21 protein-coding genes and 1 tRNA gene are annotated in these 19,284 nt (G+C 72.3%); 10 read left to right on the forward strand and 12 right to left on the reverse strand.

Features of this window, described 5'->3' with window-relative positions; translation table 11 throughout:
- The first annotated feature begins 30 nt into the window (after positions 1-30).
- Positions 31-453 carry a Clp protease N-terminal domain-containing protein gene (locus QRT03_RS05370; RefSeq protein WP_286051479.1) on the forward strand — a complete coding sequence of 141 codons (423 nt, stop codon included), beginning with the start codon at positions 31-33 and terminating at the stop codon, positions 451-453.
- Here QRT03_RS05370 and QRT03_RS05375 read toward each other — a convergent pair.
- From QRT03_RS05375 to QRT03_RS05385, 3 genes are all read right to left on the reverse strand, one after another.
- Positions 443-1,198: a sulfite exporter TauE/SafE family protein gene (locus QRT03_RS05375; protein WP_286051480.1), complete on the reverse strand. Its 756-nt coding sequence runs from the start codon at positions 1,196-1,198 to the stop codon at positions 443-445. The genes QRT03_RS05370 and QRT03_RS05375 overlap by 11 nt on opposite strands.
- A gap of 187 nt (positions 1,199-1,385) precedes the next feature.
- Positions 1,386-2,231: a hypothetical protein gene (locus QRT03_RS05380; RefSeq protein ID WP_286051481.1), complete on the reverse strand. Its 846-nt coding sequence runs from the start codon at positions 2,229-2,231 to the stop codon at positions 1,386-1,388.
- Between the two features lie 87 nt (positions 2,232-2,318).
- The gene (locus tag QRT03_RS05385) at positions 2,319-2,810 is read right to left on the reverse strand and encodes a YajQ family cyclic di-GMP-binding protein (protein WP_286051482.1); all 492 of its coding nucleotides are present in this window, start codon (positions 2,808-2,810) and stop codon (positions 2,319-2,321) included.
- A 127-nt stretch (positions 2,811-2,937) separates the two neighbouring features.
- Between QRT03_RS05385 and QRT03_RS05390 the strand changes: the two genes are divergently transcribed.
- Positions 2,938-3,018: transfer RNA gene (locus QRT03_RS05390), tRNA-Tyr, on the forward strand.
- A 202-nt stretch (positions 3,019-3,220) separates the two neighbouring features.
- Here the strand turns inward: QRT03_RS05390 and QRT03_RS05395 are convergent.
- On the reverse strand, positions 3,221-3,544 hold the full coding sequence (locus tag QRT03_RS05395) for a P-II family nitrogen regulator (protein WP_286051483.1): 324 nt from the start codon (positions 3,542-3,544) through the stop codon (positions 3,221-3,223).
- A gap of 68 nt (positions 3,545-3,612) precedes the next feature.
- Here QRT03_RS05395 and dprE2 point away from each other — a divergent pair, with 68 nt between their 5' ends.
- Complete coding sequence (gene dprE2 / locus QRT03_RS05400) at positions 3,613-4,356, forward strand: decaprenylphospho-beta-D-erythro-pentofuranosid-2-ulose 2-reductase (protein WP_286051484.1); 744 nt, start codon at positions 3,613-3,615, stop codon at positions 4,354-4,356.
- 261 nt (positions 4,357-4,617) lie between these two features.
- Positions 4,618-4,785, forward strand: coding sequence for a hypothetical protein (locus tag QRT03_RS05405; RefSeq protein WP_286051485.1), 168 nt, complete (start codon positions 4,618-4,620; stop codon positions 4,783-4,785).
- Between the two features lie 13 nt (positions 4,786-4,798).
- On the opposite strand, the gene QRT03_RS05410 is transcribed toward QRT03_RS05405, so the two are convergent.
- From QRT03_RS05410 to QRT03_RS05430, 5 genes are all read right to left on the reverse strand, one after another.
- On the reverse strand, positions 4,799-5,164 hold the full coding sequence (locus QRT03_RS05410) for a hypothetical protein (protein WP_286051486.1): 366 nt from the start codon (positions 5,162-5,164) through the stop codon (positions 4,799-4,801).
- A 24-nt stretch (positions 5,165-5,188) separates the two neighbouring features.
- Positions 5,189-6,481, reverse strand: coding sequence for an alpha/beta fold hydrolase (locus tag QRT03_RS05415; protein ID WP_286051487.1), 1,293 nt, complete (start codon positions 6,479-6,481; stop codon positions 5,189-5,191).
- 68 nt (positions 6,482-6,549) lie between these two features.
- On the reverse strand, positions 6,550-7,698 hold the full coding sequence (locus QRT03_RS05420; RefSeq protein ID WP_286051488.1) for a CaiB/BaiF CoA transferase family protein: 1,149 nt from the start codon (positions 7,696-7,698) through the stop codon (positions 6,550-6,552).
- Positions 7,699-7,812: 114 nt separating this feature from the next.
- Positions 7,813-9,978, reverse strand: coding sequence for a 3-hydroxyacyl-CoA dehydrogenase NAD-binding domain-containing protein (locus tag QRT03_RS05425; protein WP_286052068.1), 2,166 nt, complete (start codon positions 9,976-9,978; stop codon positions 7,813-7,815).
- A gap of 55 nt (positions 9,979-10,033) precedes the next feature.
- The gene (locus QRT03_RS05430; RefSeq protein ID WP_286051489.1) at positions 10,034-11,260 is read right to left on the reverse strand and encodes an acetyl-CoA C-acetyltransferase; all 1,227 of its coding nucleotides are present in this window, start codon (positions 11,258-11,260) and stop codon (positions 10,034-10,036) included.
- A 226-nt stretch (positions 11,261-11,486) separates the two neighbouring features.
- On the opposite strand from QRT03_RS05430, the gene QRT03_RS05435 reads away from it, so the two are divergent.
- Positions 11,487-12,170, forward strand: coding sequence for a TetR/AcrR family transcriptional regulator (locus tag QRT03_RS05435; protein ID WP_286051490.1), 684 nt, complete (start codon positions 11,487-11,489; stop codon positions 12,168-12,170).
- A 6-nt stretch (positions 12,171-12,176) separates the two neighbouring features.
- On the opposite strand, the gene QRT03_RS05440 is transcribed toward QRT03_RS05435, so the two are convergent.
- Complete coding sequence (locus QRT03_RS05440; RefSeq protein ID WP_286051491.1) at positions 12,177-13,043, reverse strand: helix-turn-helix domain-containing protein; 867 nt, start codon at positions 13,041-13,043, stop codon at positions 12,177-12,179.
- A gap of 73 nt (positions 13,044-13,116) precedes the next feature.
- Here QRT03_RS05440 and QRT03_RS05445 point away from each other — a divergent pair, with 73 nt between their 5' ends.
- Positions 13,117-13,689, forward strand: a complete 573-nt coding sequence (locus QRT03_RS05445) for a TIGR03086 family metal-binding protein (RefSeq protein ID WP_286051492.1) — start codon at positions 13,117-13,119, stop codon at positions 13,687-13,689.
- A gap of 82 nt (positions 13,690-13,771) precedes the next feature.
- Here the strand turns inward: QRT03_RS05445 and QRT03_RS05450 are convergent, their stop codons facing one another.
- Entirely contained in the window at positions 13,772-14,812 is a 1,041-nt protein-coding gene (locus QRT03_RS05450) for an LLM class F420-dependent oxidoreductase (protein ID WP_286051493.1), read from the reverse strand.
- Positions 14,813-14,876: 64 nt separating this feature from the next.
- The gene (locus QRT03_RS05455; RefSeq protein ID WP_286051494.1) at positions 14,877-16,019 is read right to left on the reverse strand and encodes an acyl-CoA dehydrogenase family protein; all 1,143 of its coding nucleotides are present in this window, start codon (positions 16,017-16,019) and stop codon (positions 14,877-14,879) included.
- A 175-nt stretch (positions 16,020-16,194) separates the two neighbouring features.
- Here QRT03_RS05455 and QRT03_RS05460 point away from each other — a divergent pair, with 175 nt between their 5' ends.
- The 4 genes from QRT03_RS05460 to QRT03_RS05475 all read left to right on the forward strand — a co-directional run bounded on the left by QRT03_RS05460 (position 16,195) and on the right by QRT03_RS05475 (position 19,284).
- A complete protein-coding gene (locus tag QRT03_RS05460; RefSeq protein ID WP_286051495.1) occupies positions 16,195-17,715 on the forward strand; it encodes a long-chain-fatty-acid--CoA ligase in 1,521 nt (506 codons plus the stop codon).
- 45 nt (positions 17,716-17,760) lie between these two features.
- Entirely contained in the window at positions 17,761-18,399 is a 639-nt protein-coding gene (locus QRT03_RS05465; RefSeq protein ID WP_345783233.1) for a LysE family translocator, read from the forward strand.
- 15 nt (positions 18,400-18,414) lie between these two features.
- Entirely contained in the window at positions 18,415-19,017 is a 603-nt protein-coding gene (locus QRT03_RS05470) for a methyltransferase family protein (RefSeq protein WP_286051496.1), read from the forward strand.
- Between the two features lie 75 nt (positions 19,018-19,092).
- Entirely contained in the window at positions 19,093-19,284 is a 192-nt protein-coding gene (locus tag QRT03_RS05475) for a ferredoxin (RefSeq protein WP_286051497.1), read from the forward strand.

Here is a 19,284-nt window from a genome sequence, read left to right on the forward strand (position 1 = left end):
GGGGCCTTCCCGACGGCGAGGGTGGTCGGCATGCGCCTGACCTCCCGCTCCTCGCGATCGCTCGACCTCGCCCGCCTCGAGGCCCTCGGGCTGGGAGCGGTCGAGATCGGGACGGCCCACCTGCTGCTCGGACTCGCCCGCGAGGGCCGCGAGAACGGCGACCCGCTGCTCGCGGACGTCGATCCGGACCGGGTCCGGGGGCTGCTGCCGATGCGGGGTGGTGACGTCGGGTCGCCCCCGCTGAGTCCGTGTGCGGCCGCGTCCCTCGCGGTGGCCGCCCGCCACGCGGCCGGCGGCCGGGTCGACGTGACCCACCTGCTGGCGGCCGTGCTGACCTACCCGTCGTCGACCGCGATCGGGGTCCTCGAACGGCTCGGCGTCGACGCCGGCCACCTCTGGGTCCGGGCGACCGCGGCCGTCCCGGAGCCGACTCCGCTGCTCGTCAGGAGGTGAGCAGGAGGTCGACGATCGCGACGACGCCGATCACGACGATCACCACGCGCAGCACCACCGGCGAGAGCTTCCGGCCGATCCGCGCCCCGAGCAGCCCGCCGACCGTCGAGGAGATCGCGAGGATCAGCACGACGGTCCAGTCGATGGGCGCGACGACCGCGTAGATCGCGCCCGCGACGAGGTTGACGACGGCGGCCAGCGCGTTCTTGAAGGCGTTCAGCCGCTGCAACGGGTCGTCGAGCAGGAGTCCCATGACCCCGACGAGCATGATCCCCTGCGCCGCGGTGAAGTAGCCGCCGTAGACCCCGACCAGGAAGATCAGCGGGTAGAGCAGCCAGGGGTGACCAGTGGACCCGGTGTCGCGGTCCCGGAGCCGCTTCGTGAGCAGCGGCTGCACGGCGACGAGCAGCACGGCGGCCGCGACCAGGACCGGCACGATCGTCTCGAAGGCGTCCGCGGGCAGCGAGAGCAGCAGCACCGTCCCGCCGATCGCGCCGAACAGCGACGCGATCCCGTAGCGCACGAGTCGGCGACCGTGCCCGCGCAGTTCCTCGCGGTAGCCGTACGCGCCGGTGATGGTCCCGGTGATGAGGCCGATCGCGTTCGACGTCGTCGCCGTGACGGGCGGGAAGCCGAGTGCCACCAGCACCGGGAAGGTCACCAGCGTCCCGGACCCGACAACGGTGTTGATCGTCCCCGCCCACAGCCCGGCGACGGCGATGAGCGCGATCTCCCACCAGGTCACGGCGCGCGACCCTACGACCGCCCGTGGGGGCGCCGCCCGCTGTCAGCACTGCGGCCTTGCTGACACTGGACGTCACGATCGCCACAACGTCGATCGGCGCCGGTCCGGCGACGACCGCCGACGTGATCAGCAGGCACTCAGAGCTCTCGCAAGCCCTCGGCGACAGCGCTGAGTACCCGTTCGTTGATCAGGAGCCGAAGGCGTTGCAGTTGACCGAGGCCGAGCCGTAGTCCCCGCCCTGCGACGAGGCGGACTTCGTGTCGAGCACGCGTCCGGCCTGGTCCGTGATCGTGCAGGTGAGGTCACCGGACGTGCCTGGGTAGGTGTAGGCGCTCAGCGACGCCGAGTGCCACGAGTCGCTGCCGACCGTCATGACCTTCGTCCACGGAACCTTGGTCGACTGCCCGGCCGATCCGGAGGAGCCGTCGACGCTCCAGTTCACCGAGGTCTTCGACGCCGACCCGGTGATGGAGAGCGTGTAGCTGGTGACCGCGGCCGACTCCTCGGTGCCGCCGACCGACTGCGCCGGAACGGCGGGACCGGACGACACGCTCGAGCCGATGTTGTTCAGGTCGTTCACGAAGGCCTCGGTGAAGGCGATCGCGGAGATGACGCCGAGGACCGACAGGGCGAGACCGATGGCGGCCATCACGAGACGGATACGGCGTCGGACGCCGATGACCACGGCCGCGATCCCGAGGCCCGCACCGACGATCCCGACGAGGATGCCGGCCTGGTTCAGGAAGGGGAGCGGCGAGAGGCCGAGCGTGACGATGCCGAGGATCAGCGTGGGCATGGCCAGGGAGTTCTTCGGCTGCGGCGGCTGCGGTCCACCCCAACCGCCCTGCATCGGCCACTGCCCCTGCGGGCCCCAGGGACCCTGCGGCGGGACGTACGGGCCACCCTGTTGCGGGTAGCCCGTGCCGGCCGGCGCGCCGTAGCCGTAGCCGTAGCCGTAGCCGTAGGGCGGCGGGTACTGCCCGGCGTCGCCGGAGGCGGGCTGCTGCTCGTGCGGCTGCCGGATGTCGGTCACGCGGGTCTTCCTTGACGAAGCGGTTACCCACGCTTCGTCAGGAGTGGAACTTGCGTTACCGACGCCGCCCGTTCGAGCGGATCGCCGTCAGCGGTAGTTCGTGAACTGCAGCGCGATGCCGAAGTCCTGGCCCTTGAGCAGGCCGATGACCGCCTGGAGGTCGTCCTTCTTCTTCCCGGTGACCCGGAGCTGGTCGTCCTGGATCTGCGCCTGGATGCCCTTGGGGCCCTCGTCGCGGATCACCTTGGAGATCTCCTTGCCCTTCTCCTTGGAGATGCCCTGCACGAGGGTGCCGGTGACCTTGTAGGTCTTCCCGGAGACCGACGGCTCGCCGACCTCGAACGCCTTCAGCGAGATGTCCCGCTTGATCAGCTTCTCCTTGAACACCTCGATCGCGGCCTTGCAGCGCTCCTCGGTCTCCGCGCCGATCGTGATGGCCTCCTCGCCGGCCCACGCCACGGACGCGCCGGTGCCCCGGAAGTCGTAGCGCTGCGAGAGCTCCTTGGCGGCCTGGTTGAGCGCGTTGTCCACCTCCTGGCGGTCCACCTTGCTCACGACGTCGAACGACGGGTTCGCCATGCCGGGGCTCCTCCTCGAGACTGCGGTGACGGCGGGTCGCCGCCCGGTCTACACCCACCCCCGGGTGCACCCCAGTGGTACACCGGCTTGTAGTCTTTCGGTCGCCGTCCAGCGAGGCGGTGTCCCCGGCGGGTTGCCCGAGCGGCCAATGGGAGCGGACTGTAAATCCGTCGCGAAAGCTTCGAAGGTTCGAATCCTTCACCCGCCACAACACGGCCCGTCGGCCCCGGTGTCACCGGGGGACGGGCCGTCGTCGCGTCCAGGGGTGGAAAGCCTGGTCATCTGTACGTCGAGCGATGACCCTGTACGCCCACCGCACCCCGACGAGGCGTAACGTCGATGATGTCGGTCGTGCCCCCCGCGGCCGATCCGGCCCCGGGACCGCACCCCCCTGCGTCCCGGGGCCACCCCTACACCGCGTCGTGACCCATCTCCCCGGTCCGCACGCGCAGCACGAGGTCGACGTGGCGCACGGAGATGTGGCCGTCCGCGTCGCCGAGGTTGGTGCGGATCTGCTCGACGAGCCGCTCGACGACGTCGTCGTCGACCACCGTCTCGATGCGCAGCCGCGGGACCAGGTCCACCGCGATCCGTGCGCCCTTGCGCAGTTCGACGTGGCCCGCCTCGTGCACCCGGACCTCGCTGATCGTCATCCCCAGGACCGCGAGGCGCTCGCAGGCCCGCCGGACGCCGTCGAGCGCGTGCGGGCGCACCACCGCCGTCAGCAGCTTCACGCGCTCCTCCTCCGGATCGGGGCCCCACGCTAGGCCCTGGACGCCCGGTCCTGCGACGCTCTGCGTCCGTGTCCGGTTCCGTTCTCGTCCTCGGCGGCCGCAGCGAGATCGGGGTCGCCCTCGCGCGGCGTCTCGTCGCCGGCGGCCGCGCCTCCACCGTCGTCCTCGCCGCGCGCCGTCACGACGACCTCGTCGCGGAGACGGCCTCCCTCGGCGCGGCGCGCGTGGAGACCGTCGAGTTCGACGCCGACGACGTGGCGGGGCACGCGGCGGTCCTCGACGAGGTCGAGCGCACCTGCGGCCTGCCGGACGTCGTCGTGGTCGCCTTCGGCGTCCTCGGCGACCAGCAGCGCGCGGAGTCGGACGCGGAGCACGCCCTGGCCGTGGTGCACACCGACTACGCGGCGCAGGTCGGGATCCTCACGCGGATCGCGGCCCGGATGCGGGCGCGCGGGCGCGGCGAGATCGTCGTGTTCTCCTCGATCGCCGGCTGGCGGGTGCGGCGGGCCAACTACGTCTACGGGTCGGCCAAGGCGGGCCTGGACGGGTTCGCGACGGGGCTCGCGGACGCGCTGCGGGGCTCCGGGGTGCACCTGACGGTGGTCCGCCCGGGCTTCGTCGTCGGGCGCATGACCGCCGACAGCGGCCTCTCACCCGCCCCGCTGTCCTCGACCCCGGAGCAGGTCGCCGACGCGGTCGCCGACGGACTCGCGTCGGGGCGGGACGTCGTCTGGGTTCCGCGTCGGTTGCGCCTGCTCGCCGCGGTCATGCGGGTGCTCCCGGCGCCCGTCTGGCGTCGGATGCCACGGTGACGATCGCCCGGGTGTGTGCACCCGACCGGGGGACTTCTCCTGCTCTCGACGTCGCTGCACGCCAGGGCGGCAACCGCTGAGCGGTGATGTTCGCCCTTCCGTCGCACGCCGGCCGCCGTTCGACGCAGTCGCAGGAAAACCGCGTGTGAACTGTTACTCGCGGGTTTGTCTCAGCCCTGTCTGATCGGACAGGATGAGCCGATCCGCGGCGGACGACGTCGGTCCGCCGGTCGCCACCCCACGTGTAGGAGGCCTCGAGGCGTGACCCTGTTGACCGCTCCGCTGCGACCGCTCGCCGATGTCCTGGACCTCACCTCCGAGGCCGTCGTCGCCCTGGGCACCCTCTCCGTCGGCGCGTTGAGCCTGCTCCTCGCGGCCGACGAGGACGACTATCCCCCGCTGCACTCCGTCGAGCGTCCCCGCTCCTGAGTCGCGCGCACCCTCACGGCGCCCGTCCGGACCCCGTCCGGGCGGGCGCCCGGTCGTCGTGGCGAGCCTCGAGCAGTGCGCGGATCGCCCGGAGCTCGTCGCGGATCTCGACGAGCAGGTCCGGCACCTCGTGGCCGCGCTCCCAGTGCGGGGTGACGTCGATGCCGAGGTCGGCGAGATCGCGCTCGTACAGCTCCGCGAGCAGCGTGCGGTAGGGCTCCTCCGGCACGGTCCCGTTCTCCCAGCGCGAGAGCTGGGTCTTCAGGCTGGCCGCCGAGGCGACCGCGACGCGACCGGCGTCGGCGAGTTCGCGGAGACGGGACACCGCGGCCGTCTGTGACCATCCCTTGTCGCGGCGAGCCTCGCGCAGGGAAACCACGCGGCGAGCGTAGACGAGCGGGGCTCAGTCCCGGCCGCGGGTGCGGGTGGCCCGCTTCGGTGCGGGCCGGGGACGACGGCCGGTGCGGCGGGGTGCGGGGGTGTCCTCCGGCGGCGGGGTGGGCGCGGCGGCGGGCAACGGACGCCGGGCGGCGCGGCGCGGGCGGCGGGACGGCAGACCGGACTCGATCGCGGCCGGGGGATCGTGCCGGTCGAGGAAGGCGCAGAGGGCGGGCCAGAGCCGGTCGCGCGACGCCCGTCCGCACAGCACGCCGAGGTGCCCGCCCGGGGCCGTCATGAGAGACGCGTCCGCGGACGTGAGCACCCCGGAACCGGCCCGCACCGCGCGGGGCGGCACCACGGTGTCGTCCTCGCCCGCCACGAGCAGGACCGGACGTTCGAGGCGCCCGAGGTCGATCTCGTGGCCCGCCACCCGGACCCGGCCCGACGCGAGTTCGCGGCCGTCGACCATCGCGTGGAACGAGGCCCCGACCTGGCCGGCCTGCGCGCCGACGATCGCCCGGACGTCGTCGACGGCTTCGAGCTGGGCGAGGAAGTCCCGGTCCGCGAGGTGGGCGAGGACGGTCAAGGGGGTGGTGAGCAGCGTGCCGACCGACCCGGCGGACAGCACGGACGGGACGCCCGGCAGGGTCGGCAGGAGCCCGAGCAGGGCCTGGGTGGTCGCGAGCACCGGCCCCCCGGCCGCCAGGGCCAACGGGCGCACGGGCACGCGTTCCGGGACCGGCTCGAGGGTGAACGGGGTCGCGATCGCGGTGACCGAGGCGATGGGGAGGCCCGGGTCGTCGGCCGCGGCGAGCAGCGTCGCGAGCCCCCCGATCGACCAGCCGACGACGTGCACCGGTGCTCCGTCGTGGTGCGCGGACACGGTGCGCACGACGTGCGGGAGGATGTCCTCCACCCAGCGCGCGAGGTCGGCGGGGGAGGCGGGGACCGGGGTCTCGTGCCCGACGACGTCCTCGTCGTCGACCTGGTGGACGTGCCGGCCCTCGCCGACGAGGTGCTCGACGAGGCTGCAGCCCCGTCGCAGGTCGAACGCGACCCCGCACGCCCCCAGCGGGGAGACCAGCAGCACCGGGGCGCCGCGCAGCCGCGCGGTCGGGTGCACGGCATAGCGGTAGGTGCTGACCTGGCCCGAGCGCGCGAGCCCGTGCGCGCGCCCCACCGCCCACGCGTCGGGGTCGGCGGGTCCGGTGTCGATGGCGACGCGCGGCATGCGGCGCAGGTCGGCGAGCGGGCCCTCGATCACCCGGTCACGGACGTTGGCGAGCGCCCGCGCGACAGTCCTCGGTGTGAACACGCCGCCCCCTCGCCCTCGGTCGCGATGATCGTGCCACCACCGCGGCCGGTCCTGCCCGACGGAGAGGGTCAGGCCTGGCTGACCACCCCGGCGGCCCGCAGCTTCTCCACGCGGTCGGCGTCCAGGCCCCACGCCGTGAGCGCCTCGACCGTGTGCTGGCCCGGGAGGGGCGGCGTCGTCGGGGCGGCGCTGGGCGTGCGGTCGAACCGCGGCGCGGGCGCCGGCTGGCGCACCCCGAAGGCCTCGGTGATGGTGCCGCGCGCCGCGATGTGCGGGTGCTCGGCCGCCTCCTCCATCTCCAGCACCGCGGCCACGCAGGCCTCGGTCGGCTCGAGGTCGGCGGCCCACTCGTCGCGGGTGCGGGTCGCGAACACCTCGGTCAGCTGCGCGGTGAACTCGGGCCAGCGGGAGATGTCCCACTGGTTCGTCGCGATGTCGGAGCCCTCGAGCCCGAGCCCGGACATCAGTGCGGCGTAGAACTGCGGCTCGATCGCCCCGACGGCCACGTACTTCCCGTCGGAGCAGCGGTAGGTCTCGTAGAACGGCGCCCCGCCGTCGAGCAGGTTCCGCCCCCGGCCACCGGGCCAGAGACCCTGCGCCCGCATCCCGTAGATCATCGCCATCTGCAGCGCCCCGCCGTCGACGATCGCCGCGTCGACCACCTGGCCCTGCCCGCTCGTCGCACGCTCCACGAGGGCACCGAGCACCCCGACGGCGAGCAGCATCCCGCCACCGCCGAAGTCCCCGACGAGGTTCATCGGGATGCCGGGCGAGCCGTCGGGACCCTCGACGTGGCCGACGACGCCCGCCGTCGCGAGGTAGGTCAGGTCGTGGCCCGCGCGGGAGGCCTGCGGGCCCTCCTGGCCCCAGCCGGTCATCCGGCCGTAGACCAGGCGCGGATTGCGCTCGCGGCACACGTCCGGCCCGATCCCCAGCCGCTCGGCGACCCCGGGGCGGAAGCCCTCCAGGAGCACGTCGGCCCCGGCCACGAGGTCCAGCAGCACCTCGACGGCCTCGGGCGACTTGAGGTCGAGCGCGACGGAGCGCCGGCTGCGATTGAGCACGTCCTTCGCCGGGTCGCCGAGCTGCAGCCCGCCGGCCTTCGTCCGGTCGATGCGCAGTACGTCGGCACCGAGGTCCGCGAGCACCATCGCCGCGAACGGGCCGGGTCCGATCCCGGCCACCTCGATCACCTTCACGCCGTCCAGGACACCCATGCCCGCACCCTAAATGACAGTCAGGGCTGACCGGAAGCGTGACGCCCCCGGAACGAACGAACGGCACCCTCGCAGCGTCTACGCGCGCGAGAGTGCCGTTCGTTCAATGCAGCCTCAGAGCGAATCGCGGAGGTTCTGGCCCTTCTCGGCCTTCTCCACGAGCGACGCCGGCGGGTCGAACCGGTCGCCGTAGGCCTTGGCGAGGATCCGCGAGCGCTCGACGAAGCCGGGCAGGCCGCCCGGGTAGCCGTCGATGTACTGCGCGACGCCGCCGGTCCAGGCCGGGAAGCCGATGCCCATGATCGAGCCGATGTTGGCGTCGGCGATGGTGTGCAGCACGCCCTCGTCGAAGCACTTCACGGTCTCGAGCGCCTCGGCGAAGAGCATCCGCTCCTTCATGTCCTCGAACGGCAGGCCGTCCGAGTCCGTCGCGCCGTGGAACTGCTCCTGCAGGCCGGACCACAGGTGGGTCCGCTTGCCGGACTCGTCGTACTCGTAGAACCCGGCGCCCGAGCTGCGGCCCTTGCGGCCCAGGTCGACCATCCGGTCCACGATCGCGTCCGACGGGTGCGGCGTCCACGTGCCGCCGGCCGCCTCGACACCCTTGCGGGTCTCCTCGCGGATGTGCTGCGGCAGCGTCAGGGTCAGCTCGTCCATCAGCTGCAGCGGCGGCGCCGGGTAGCCCGCCTGCGAGCCGGCCTGCTCGATGGCCGCCGGCGCCGCACCCTCGCCGAGCATGGCGACGGCCTCGTTGATGAACGTGCCGATGACGCGGCTGGTGAAGAACCCGCGCGAGTCCGACACGACGATCGGGGTCTTGCGGATCTGCAGCGCGATGTCGACCGCCTTCGCCAGCGTGGCGTCGGAGGTCTTCTCGCCCTTGATGATCTCCAGCAGCGGCATCTTGTCGACCGGCGAGAAGAAGTGCAGGCCCACGAAGTCCTCGGGCCGCTCGACGCCGGTCGCGAGGTCGGTGATGGGCAGCGTCGAGGTGTTCGAGCCCAGCACCGCGTCGGGCGCGAGGTACGGGTAGATCTCGGCGAAGACCTGCTTCTTGAGGTCCGGGCTCTCGAAGACGGCCTCGATGACGAGGTCGGCGCCCTGCGCGTCCTCGGGCTTCTCCGACGGCGTGATCCGGGCGAGGATCGCGTCCGCCTTCTCCTGGGTCTGCTTGCCGCGCGAGACGGCCTTGTCCAGGATCTTCTTCGAGTAGTCCTTGCCCTTCTCGGCGTTGGCCAGGGCGACGTCCTTGAGGACCACGTCGATCCCGGCGACCGCGCACGAGTACGCGATGCCCGCGCCCATCATCCCGGCGCCGAGCACGACCACCTTGGACGCGGTGTGCTTCTCGTAGCCGTCCGGGCGCGAGCCGCCCTTGTTGATCGACTGCAGGTCGAAGAAGAACGCGTTGATCATGTTCGTCGAGACCTGCCCGACGACGAGGTCGGCGAAGTAGCGCGACTCGATCTTGGCGGCGTTGTCGATGTCGACCTGCGAGCCCTCGACCGCGGCGCACATGATGTTGTACGGCGCCGGCATCGGGGCGTTCTTGAGCTGCTTGCGCAGGTTCGCCGGGAACGCGGGGAGGTTCGCCGCGAACTTCGGCACCGACGGGGTGCCGCCGGGGATCTTGTAGCCCTTGACGTCCCAGGGCTGCACGGCCTCGGGGTTGGCCTTCAGCCACTCCTTGGCCTTGCTCAGCAGCTCGTCGGGGGAGTCCACGACCTCGTCGACGAGGCCGGTCTCCTGCGCCGCGCGCGGGTTGCGCTGCTGGCCCTGCAGTAGGACCTGCAGCAGTGCGTCCGCGATGCCGAGCAGGCGCACGGTGCGCACCACGCCGCCGCCGCCGGGCAGCAGGCCGAGGGTGACCTCGGGGAGCCCGATCTTCGAGCCCTTCGCGTCCAGGGCGATGCGGTGGTGGGTCGCCAGGGCGATCTCCAGGCCGCCGCCGAGCGCGGCGCCGTTGATCGCGGAGACCACCGGCCTGCCGAAGGTCTCCAGGCGGCGCAGCGCGGTCTTGATCGCCTGCGACTGGTCGTAGGCCTTCTGCGCCTCCGAGGGACCGTAGCTGCGCAGGTCCTCGAGGTTGCCGCCGGCGAAGAAGGTCTTCTTCGCGCTGGTCAGCACGACGCCTGCGATCGAGTCCTTCTCGGCCTCGAGGCGGTCCAGCGTCGCCTCGAGGTCGGTGCCGAACCGGGCGTTCATGGTGTTCGCCGAGGAGTCCGGGTCGTCCATCGTCAGCGTGACGATGCCGTCGCCGTCCTGCTCCCACCGGAACATGTTGTCGCTCACTGCTCTTCGTGCTCCTTTGCTACGAGGTGGTGGGGGCGGGGACTCAGACGCGCTCGATGATGGTGGCGACACCCATGCCGCCGCCGATGCACAGCGTGACGATCGCGCGGCGCAGGTCGCGGCGCTCGAGCTCGTCGACCATGGTGCCCATGATCATCGCGCCGGTGGCGCCCAGCGGGTGGCCCAGGGCGATGGCGCCGCCCATGACGTTGGTGCGCTCGTGCGGGAAGCCCAGGTCCTTCATGAGCTTCATCGGCACCGCGGCGAACGCCTCGTTGATCTCGAGCAGGTCGATGTCGTCGATCGTCAGGCCGGCCTTCGCGAGCACCTTCTGGCAGGCGGGCGTGGGGCCGGTGAGCATGATCGTCGGGTCGGCGCCGGAGACGGCGGTCGCGACGACGCGGGCGCGCGGGGTGAGGCCGTTCTTCTTGCCGGCCTCCTCGCTGCCGACCAGCACCAGCGCGGCGCCGTCGACGATGCCCGAGGAGTTGCCGCCGTGGTGGACGTGGTCGATCTGCTCGACCCAGTGGTACTTCTGCAGCGCGACGGCGTCGAAGCCGCCCATCTCGCCGATGCCGGCGAACGACGGCTTGAGGCCCGCGAGCCCCTCCATCGTCGTCTCGCGCATGTGCTCGTCGTGGTCGAGGATCGTGAGGCCGTTGCGGTCCTTGACGGGGACGATCGAGCGGTCGAAGGCGCCGTCGGCCCACGACTTGGCGGCGCGGGTCTGCGACTCCAGCGCGTACGCGTCGACGTCCTCGCGCGAGAAGCCCTCGAGGGTGGCGATCAGGTCGGCGCCGATGCCCTGCGGGGCGAAGCCGGTCTTGAAGTTGGTCTCCGGGTCCATGGCCCAGGGCCCGCCGTCGGAGGCCATCGGGACGCGCGACATCGACTCGACGCCGCCGCCGATGAGCAGGTCCTCCCAGCCGGACGCGACCCGCTGCGCGACCTGGTTCACGGCCTCGAGGCCGGAGGCGCAGAAGCGGTTGAGCTGCACACCGCCGGTGGTGTCGGGGTACCCCGCGGCGATCGTGGCGGTCCGGGCGATGTCGCCGCCCTGGTCGCCGATCGGGGAGACGCAGCCGAGGACGACGTCCTCGATCTGGTCGACGTTCATCTCGGGGTTGCGTGCCTTGAGCTCGTCGAGCAGGCCGACGACCAGCGAGACCGGCTTGACCGAGTGCAGGGACCCGGTCGCCTTGCCCCGTCCACGGGGCGTGCGGATGGCGTCGTAGATGAATGCCTCGGTCACGGGCGGTGTCCCTTCCATACGGCACGTCGAGCACCCGGGCTGGCGCGTGCTCCTGACAGTCATGATGGACTGTTTGTGGCGCCTGTCAACGGGGTGAACGGTGACGTTACCGGCCGGTAGGGGTCAGGAGAAGGTCGAGTCCCCGATGTCGGTGACCCCGCGGGCGCAGTGACGGTCAACGTTGACCGTCACGGGTACGGTCGGCGACGATCTGTGGCCGTCGACCACCGGGAGGGAGGGCCCCATGACCGCAGGGAACGGGGCGGACGCCCCGGTGGACGCCGTCGAGCGCGAGATCCCGGAGCCGGCCGGCCGCCGCGGGACGGCCACGCGCCGCTCGCGCGAGCAGCGGACCTCCGACAGCCGGGTCCGCATCCTGGACGCGGCCGTCGCCTGCCTCGTGGAGTCGGGCTACGCCGGCACCACGACCCTGACGATCCAGGCCCGGGCGGGGGTGTCCCGCGGTCGGCTGCTGCACCACTTCCCGTCGAAGGAGAACCTGCTGGTCGCGGCCGCGCAGCACCTCGCGGCGACCCGCTTCGCCTCGGACGGGCTGGCCGCGGCCGAGCTGCCCGACCCGCGTCAGGACCCCGTCGCGCACCTCGACCGCGTGGTCGACGAGATGTGGAAGACCTACCAGCAGCCCTACTTCTGGGCGTCGGTCGAGCTCTGGACCGCCGCCCGCACGGACGCGGCGCTCGCGGCCGCCCTGCTGCCCGCGGAGCGACGTCTGGGCGCGGCGATCCGGCAGACGCTCGACGCCGTGTTCGAGCCGTACACCGAGCACGCCTTCTACCCGTTGGTGCGCGAGATGCTGCTGACCGGGATGCGCGGGGTGGCCCTCACCTACGGTTTCGACCCGCGGGACGCCGCCACCGACCCGCACGTCGCGCAGTGGAAGCAGATGACGCGGGTCCTGCTCGACTGAATCCCGTCACCGCGCGTGGGCGCGCACCGCCCGGGCGTAGGCCTCCGGGGTGCGGCCGAGGGCGGCGCGGAAGTCGCGGACGAGGTGGGCCTGGTCGGCGTAGCCCAGCGATCCCGCGACCTCGGCCCAGCTGACCCGGGCCCCGTCCCGCACCGCCTCGGCGGCCTCGAGCAGCCGGTACCGGCGCAGCACGTACGTCGGGGACACGCCGGCGCAGCGGGCGAAGGATCGCTGCAGGGCGCGCGCCCCGGTCCCGGAGCGGGCGGCGAGGTCGTCGAGCCTCCGCACCTCCCGGTCGGTCTCCGCGATCCGAGCGACGGCCGCGACGTCCCGGGCCTGGGCCACCCGGGCCGGATCGGCCTGCGCGAGGGCCTCCTCCAGGGCCGCGACGAGCACCTCGACGCGCGCGGGCTCGGCCGCCCGGGCGTCGGCGTCGTCGCCGCCCATCGCCGCGAGCAGCGTCGATGCCTCCAGCCCGGCGACGGTGTCCAGTCCGACGACGCGGCCGCGCAGCGCCGAGACGTCGTCGACGAAGGCCCCGAAGCCGCCGACCGTCGACTTCGCCGCCACGGTCCACCCGGTCCCGCCGAGCTCGCGGTCGACGAGGTCCAGGTACACCCCGTTGAGGACCGCCTCGGACGCCGTCCGGCCCGTCCGCGCGTCCGGCGTCCCGACCGAGACGTTCGCCGACGGATGGGGGAGGACCTCCTGTCGGTGGTTCCCGCCCGGTGGCAGCGCCCAGCGCACGGCCCAGACGAAGTCGACGATCCCGTCGAGCACGGGCGGCACGGGGTGGCGCGTGAAGGACACCCGCTGCCGGAGCAGCCAGGGATCGAGGATGCCGCGGCTGTCGCGCTCCACGGGTTCGGGCACGCCGCATCCTCCCGCTGCTCCGGGTGTCGCGGAAGTTCAATCCTGCGGCGGGACGCCTCGTCAGACTGAGGTCATGACCGAGACCCGGACACACCTCCACACCGTGCTCACCGACCTCGCGGACGTCGTCGGCGGCGTCGGGGACGACCAGTGGCGGACCCGGACCCCCTGCTCCGAGTTCGACGTCGACGCCCTGGTCGACCACGTCGCCGGCTGGTCGACGACGTTCGCCACCGGCTACGCCGACCCGGAGGGCCGGGCCCCGGGCGGTCCGACCGCGGTCGAGGGCGACCGCGCGGCCGCCATCCGCACCGCGGCCGACCGCATGGACGAGGCCCTGGCCGCCGGCGCGGCGCAGCGCCCGCTGTCCCTGGGCGGGGCCGCGATGCCGGGGGAGATGGCGCTGTCGATGATCCTCTGGGAGTACCAGGTGCACGGCTGGGACCTGGCCACGGCGCTGGGCCGCCCGTGGTCGCCCGACCCCGAGGGGCTCGAGGCCTCGCTGGCCTTCGCGCCGATGATGCTCACCGACGACTACCAGGGCGAGGGCAAGCCGTTCGCCGCCCGCGTGCCGGTCGCCGCCGACGCCCCGGCGCTGGACCGGCTCGTCGCGATCTCCGGCCGGGACCCGCACTGGTCGGCGTGACGGCCTCCTCCGGAGGAACGAACGGCACTCTCGTGCACAGAGAAGCTGCGGGAGTGCCGTTCGTTCACCACGGGGGAGACGATCAGATCAGCGACTTCAGCGTCTCCAGCTGAGTCTTGACGGTCGCGTGGTCGGGGTTCAGCGGCATGATGTTGAGCTGCGTGACCCCGGCGTCCGCGAACTGCTTGACCTGCGCGCGGACCTCGTCCTCGGTGCCGACGAGGGAGACGGCGTGGGCGAGCTCGTCGGGCACGACGGCCGCGGCCTCGTCCTTCTTGCCGGCGAGGTAGAGGTCCTGGATCTCCGCGGCCTCGTCGACGTAGCCGTAGCGCTGCATGAGCTGGTTGTAGAAGTTCTGGTCCTTCGCGCCCATCCCGCCGATGTAGAGCGCCATGGTCGGCTTGACGTACTGCAGCATCTCCCCGGCGCCCGGCCCGATCGCCAGGCCGACCGCGGTGGAGATGCCCAGCGGCCCGAGCTCGGGGGCCCGCTTCGCCTTCCCTGCCTCCAGGGACTCGCCCCAGATCTCGTGCGCCTTGCCCGGGTGGAAGAACAGCGGCTCCCACACCTGCACGAGCTCGGCGGCGAGCGCCACGTTCTTCGGCCCGAGCGCGGCGAGCAGGATCGGGATGTCCGCGCGCACCGGGTGGTTGATCAGCTTGAGCGGCTTGCCCAGGCCGGTGCCCTTCTCCGGGGCGAGCGGCACCTCGTAGTACTTCCCGGAGTGCTGCACCTTCTCGCGGCGCCACACCTGCCGGCAGATGTCGACGATCTCGCGCGTGCGGCCCAGGGGAGCGTCGTACTTGATGCCGTGGAAGCCCTCGATCACCTGCGGGCCGCTCGCGCCGATGCCGAGCGTGAAGCGACCGTCGGAGACGTAGTCCAGCCCGGCTGCCGTCATCGCCGTGAGCGAGGGGGTGCGCGTGTAGATCTGGATGATCCCGCTGGCGAGCTCGAGGTGCTCGGTGCGCGCCGCGATGTAGCCGAGCTGGCTGATCGCGTCGAACGTGTACGCCTCGCGGACGGCGACGGCGTCCAGCCCCGCCTTCTCCAGCTCCACGAGCTGGTCGACGGTCTCGCGGAACCCCTCGCCGCTGTAGGCGAGGCTCATCCCGATCTTCACTGCTGGGTCCTTCCCTCTGGCTGGAGAACGGCGGGCGGGGTGAACGACGGTCAGGGCTGACCGATCACGCGAGGGCGATCCGCCCGATGATCTCCTTCATGATCTCGGTGGTGCCGCCGTAGATGGTCTGGACGCGGTTGTCCAGGAACGCCTTGGCCACCGGGTACTCGCGCATGTAGCCGTAGCCGCCGTGCAGCTGGAGGCACCGGTCGATGACCTCCTTGGCGGTCTCCGAGGCCCAGTACTTGGCCATCGACGCCTCGGCCGGGCCCAGCTTCTTCGCGTTCAGCTCGGTGATGCACCGGTCGACGAAGGCCCGGGTGACGGCGAGCTTCGTGGTCAGCTCGGCGACCGTGAAGCGGGTGTTCTGCAGCGAGGCGATCGGGCGACCGAAGGCCGTGCGCTCCTTGACGTAGGCGATCGTGTCCTCGAGGACCTTCTCCGCGCCCGCCGTCGAGGCGATCGCGATCGAGAGGCGCTCGCGGGGCAGGTTCTGCATCAGGTAGATGAAGCCCTGGCCCTGCTCGCCGAGGAGGTTCGACGCGGGCACGCGGCAGTCGGTGAACGACAGCTCGGCGGTGTCCTGGGCCTTCATGCCGATCTTGTCCAGGTTGCGGCCGCGCTCGAAGCCGGGGGTGTCGCGCTCGACCGCGATGAGCGAGAAGCCCTTCGACCCGGCGTCGGGATCGGTCTTGGCGACCACGATGACGAGGTCGGACATGATCCCGTTGGTGATGAAGGTCTTGGCGCCGTTGATGACCCACTCGTCGCCGTCGCGGACCGCGCGCGTCTGGATGCCCTGCAGGTCGGAGCCGGTGCCGGGCTCCGTCATGGCGATCGCGGTGATCATCTCGCCGGAGCAGAAGCGGGGGAGCCAGCGCTCCTTCTGCTCGTCGTTCGTGAGCTCGGTGAGGTAGGGCGTCACGACGTCGTTCGCGAGGGGGAAGCCGAGGCCGGAGAACCCGGCGCGGGCGATCTCCTCGGAGAGGATCCAGAGGAAGGTCAGGTCGTCGGTGCCGCCCCCGCCGAAGCGCTCCTCGACGTCGAGCCCGAGCAGCCCGGTCTTGCCGGCCTGGAGCCAGACGTCGCGGCTGACGTGCCCGTCGGACTCCCACTGTTCGTGGTACGGCGCGACCTCCTTCTCCAGGAAGTCCCGGACCATCTCCCGGAACGCGTGGTGTTCGTCGGTGAAGATCGTGCGCTCCACGAGCGAGCTCCTCTCAAGGGGTGCCGTCAGGGTCCCCGGACCGGACGGTAACAGTCAAGCCTGACTCTTCGGTTGTCCTTCCTGTCCCCGCGCCGTCCCGCTAGCGTGCCGCCTCGCGGTGTGTCGCCCATCACCGGACACCCGATTCGTCCGATTCCGTCGACCAGGAGGCGTCGTGACCGCATCCGCCCCGTTCCGGCTCACCGACATCGTCCGGGACCATGCCCGGGACCACGGCGACCGCGTCGCCCTGACCGCCGGCGAGCAGCGACTGACCTACGCCGAACTCGAGGACCGCTCGGCGCGGGTCGCGGGTGGCCTCCGCGACCTCGGCCTGGCGGAGGGCGGCCGCGTGGTGTGGATCGGCAAGAACGCCACCCCGTTCTTCGAGCTGCTCTTCGGTGCCGCCTCGATCCGCGCCGCGGTCGCCCCGCTGAACCTGCGGCTCACCCCGGCCGAGCTGGTCGACCTCGTCGGCGACGCCGAGGCGGGGCTCGTCGTCCTCGGCCCGGAGTTCGCGGCGCTGCGGGAGAAGCTCGACGGCCCGACGGTGCTCGTCGTCGGCCAGGACTACGAGGGCTGGGTCGACGGGCTCACCGGGCGCGTCGAGCCGTCGGCGGACTCGGCCGACGACGACGCGGTCCTGCAGCTCTACACCTCGGGCACCACCGGGCGGGCGAAGGGCGTGCTGCTCTCGCACGGCAACTTCGCGGCGCTGCTCTCGGTCGGGGGCCACTGGGGCTTCGACGACGAGTCGGTGGGTCTCGTCGCCATGCCCCTGTTCCACATCGGCGGGTCGGGCTTCGCGCTCGTGTGCCTCTCGTTCGGTGCGCGCGTGGTGCTCGTCGCGGACATCGTCCCCGACCAGCTGCTCGAGACGATGGCCTCGGAGGGCGTCTCGAACGCCTTCCTGGTGCCGGCCGTGCTCCAGATGCTGTGCGCGGTGCCGGGTGCCGCCGACCGCGACTGGTCGCGCCTGCGGGCCATGGCCTACGGCGCCTCGCCGATCACCGGCGCGGTGCTGAACAAGGTGCTCGAGACCTTCAAGGCGCCGCTGTTCCAGGTCTACGGCGCGACCGAGACCACGGGTGCCATCACCCAGCTCGACCCCGAGGACCACGACCCGGACGGCCCCCGCGCGCACCTCATGCGCTCGGCCGGGAAGGCGTACCCGTGGGTGGAGCTCACGATCGTCGTCGACGAGGCCGAGGTCGGCCCGAACGAGATCGGCGAGGTCTGGATCCGCTCCTCGCAGGTGACGGCGGGGTACTGGCAGCGCCCGGAGGAGACCGACAAGGCGCTCACGTCCGACGGGTGGCTACGCACCGGCGATGGCGGCTACCTCGACGAGGAGGGCTACCTGTTCCTCACCGACCGCATCAAGGACATGATCGTCACCGGCGCGGAGAACGTGTACCCCATCGAGGTGGAGAACGTCGTCGCGCAGCACCCGGCGGTCGCGGACGTCGCCGTCATCGGGGTGCCCCACGAGAAGTGGGGCGAGGAGGTCAAGGCGGTCGTCGTCGCGAACGAGGGCCAGACGATCGACCCCGACGAGCTCGTGGCGTGGGTGAAGGAGCGCATCGCCGGGTTCAAGCGCCCGCGCTCGGTCGACGTCGTCGACGCGCTGCCGCGCAACGCGACGGGGAAGATCCTCAAGAAGGACCTCCGCGCGCAGTACGGCGAGGGTTCCTGACGACGGGTCCGGCTCCCGGACCGCGGGAGGAGGCAGGATCGGGGTGTGCTGACGCTCTCGTGGGCGAGCTACGGCGCGTTCGTCGCGTTCGCCCTGCTCATCTGCATCTCGCCGGGGCCCGACTTCGCGATCGTCACGAAGAACGCGCTGGCCGGTGGTCGCCTGTCGGGCATCTCGACCGCGCTCGGCGTCGGCGTCGGCAGCGCGGTCCAGGGCACGATCGCGGCGTTCGGGCTCGGCGCGATCATCGTGGCGTCGCGCCCGGTATTCGAGGTGGTCCGCTGGGCGGGTGTGGCCTACCTCTGCGTGCTCGGGGTGCAGGCCCTCCGCGCCGCGCTCCGTGCTCGGGGGACGGACGTCGTCGAACAGGTCCCGACGACCGGTCGCGGGGCCCTCACCCGCCTGCTGCAGGGCGTGCTGACCAACCTCACCAACCCGAAGGTCCTGGTCTTCTACCTGTCGGTGCTCCCGCAGTTCCTCGGCCCGACCGCGACCGTCGTCGACGCGCTGACCCTGGCGAACACGCTGCCCGTGATCGGCACGGTGTGGCTGCTCGCGATCGTGCTGGCCCTGCACCTCGTGCGGCGGTGGGTGCTGCGCCGCCGCGTCCGGCGGGCGCTCGACGGCGCGACCGGGCTCGCGATGCTCGGCCTCGCCGGGAGACTGGCGACCGACGCGCACTGAGGCCACGCTGCGGCCGTGCGCACCCTCTCCGACACCGTCTGGGCCGCGCTCGGCGTGGCCGGCGCCCTCGGCGGGATCCGGGTCATGGAGCGACTCCGGCCCGCGGTCGTCGCCGACGACGTCGGGGCGCCGGACGACCAGGCCGGCCTGCGGGAGCTCCCGAGGGCGTACCTCGTCTCCGCCGGGACGATCCTCGCGAGCCCGGTCGTGGCGTCCGGAGTCCGACTCCCGCGGTGGTCGGGTCCGCTCGGCCTCGTCGTCGGTCTCGCGGGCGTCGGGCTGCGCGTGTGGGCCATGCGCACGCTGCAGGGCCACTACGCGCACGCCCTGCGGGTCGTCGACGGCCAGCCCGTCGTCCGCACCGGCCCCTACGCCGTGGTGCGCCATCCCGGCTACCTGGGCGTGCTGCTGCTCTGGGTCGGAGCGGGGATCGCCGCCCGGAACGCCCTGGCGCCGGTGCTGACGCCGGCGGCGGTCGGCACCGCCTACCGCCACCGCATCGAGGCCGAGGACGCGCTCCTGCGCCGCGACCTCCCGGGCTACGACGAGTACGCGGCCGGGACGCCGCGCCTCGTCCCACTGGTCGGACGCCGCACCGGGTACAGGACCGGGATGTGACGGCGCTCGCTTCCGTAGCATGAAGTACGTTATGGTCGCCGCGGACGTCGTCGTCTCGAACGGAGGTTCCGACCGGTGAAGATCGACGTGGACTACGACAAGTGCAGCGGCCTCGGGATGTGCGAGTCGATCGCGCCCGACGTCTTCGAGGTCGAGGACGACGGATCCCTGACCCTGCACCTCGTCGAGGTGCCCGAGGGGCGCGAGGACGAGATCCGGCAGGCCTGCGAGGCGTGCCCGACCGAGGCGCTCTCGCTGGAGGACTGA

The organism is Actinomycetospora termitidis (assembly GCF_030286555.1).
GTDB classification, from domain to species: Bacteria; Actinomycetota; Actinomycetes; order Mycobacteriales; family Pseudonocardiaceae; genus Actinomycetospora; species Actinomycetospora termitidis.

What these genes read in the sequence shown, in the direction of transcription:
- QRT03_RS05370 (WP_286051479.1), top strand. Translation starts at nt 31, where the DNA reads ATGCGCCTGACCTCCCGCTCCTCGCGATCGCTCGACCTCGCCCGCCTC.
- QRT03_RS05385 (WP_286051482.1), bottom strand. Translation starts at nt 2,810, where the DNA reads ATGGCGAACCCGTCGTTCGACGTCGTGAGCAAGGTGGACCGCCAGGAG.
- QRT03_RS05420 (WP_286051488.1), bottom strand. Translation starts at nt 7,698, where the DNA reads ATGGGTGTCCTGGACGGCGTGAAGGTGATCGAGGTGGCCGGGATCGGA.
- QRT03_RS05425 (WP_286052068.1), bottom strand. Translation starts at nt 9,978, where the DNA reads ATGTTCCGGTGGGAGCAGGACGGCGACGGCATCGTCACGCTGACGATG.
- QRT03_RS05430 (WP_286051489.1), bottom strand. Translation starts at nt 11,260, where the DNA reads ATGGAAGGGACACCGCCCGTGACCGAGGCATTCATCTACGACGCCATC.
- QRT03_RS05435 (WP_286051490.1), top strand. Translation starts at nt 11,487, where the DNA reads ATGACCGCAGGGAACGGGGCGGACGCCCCGGTGGACGCCGTCGAGCGC.
- QRT03_RS05445 (WP_286051492.1), top strand. Translation starts at nt 13,117, where the DNA reads ATGACCGAGACCCGGACACACCTCCACACCGTGCTCACCGACCTCGCG.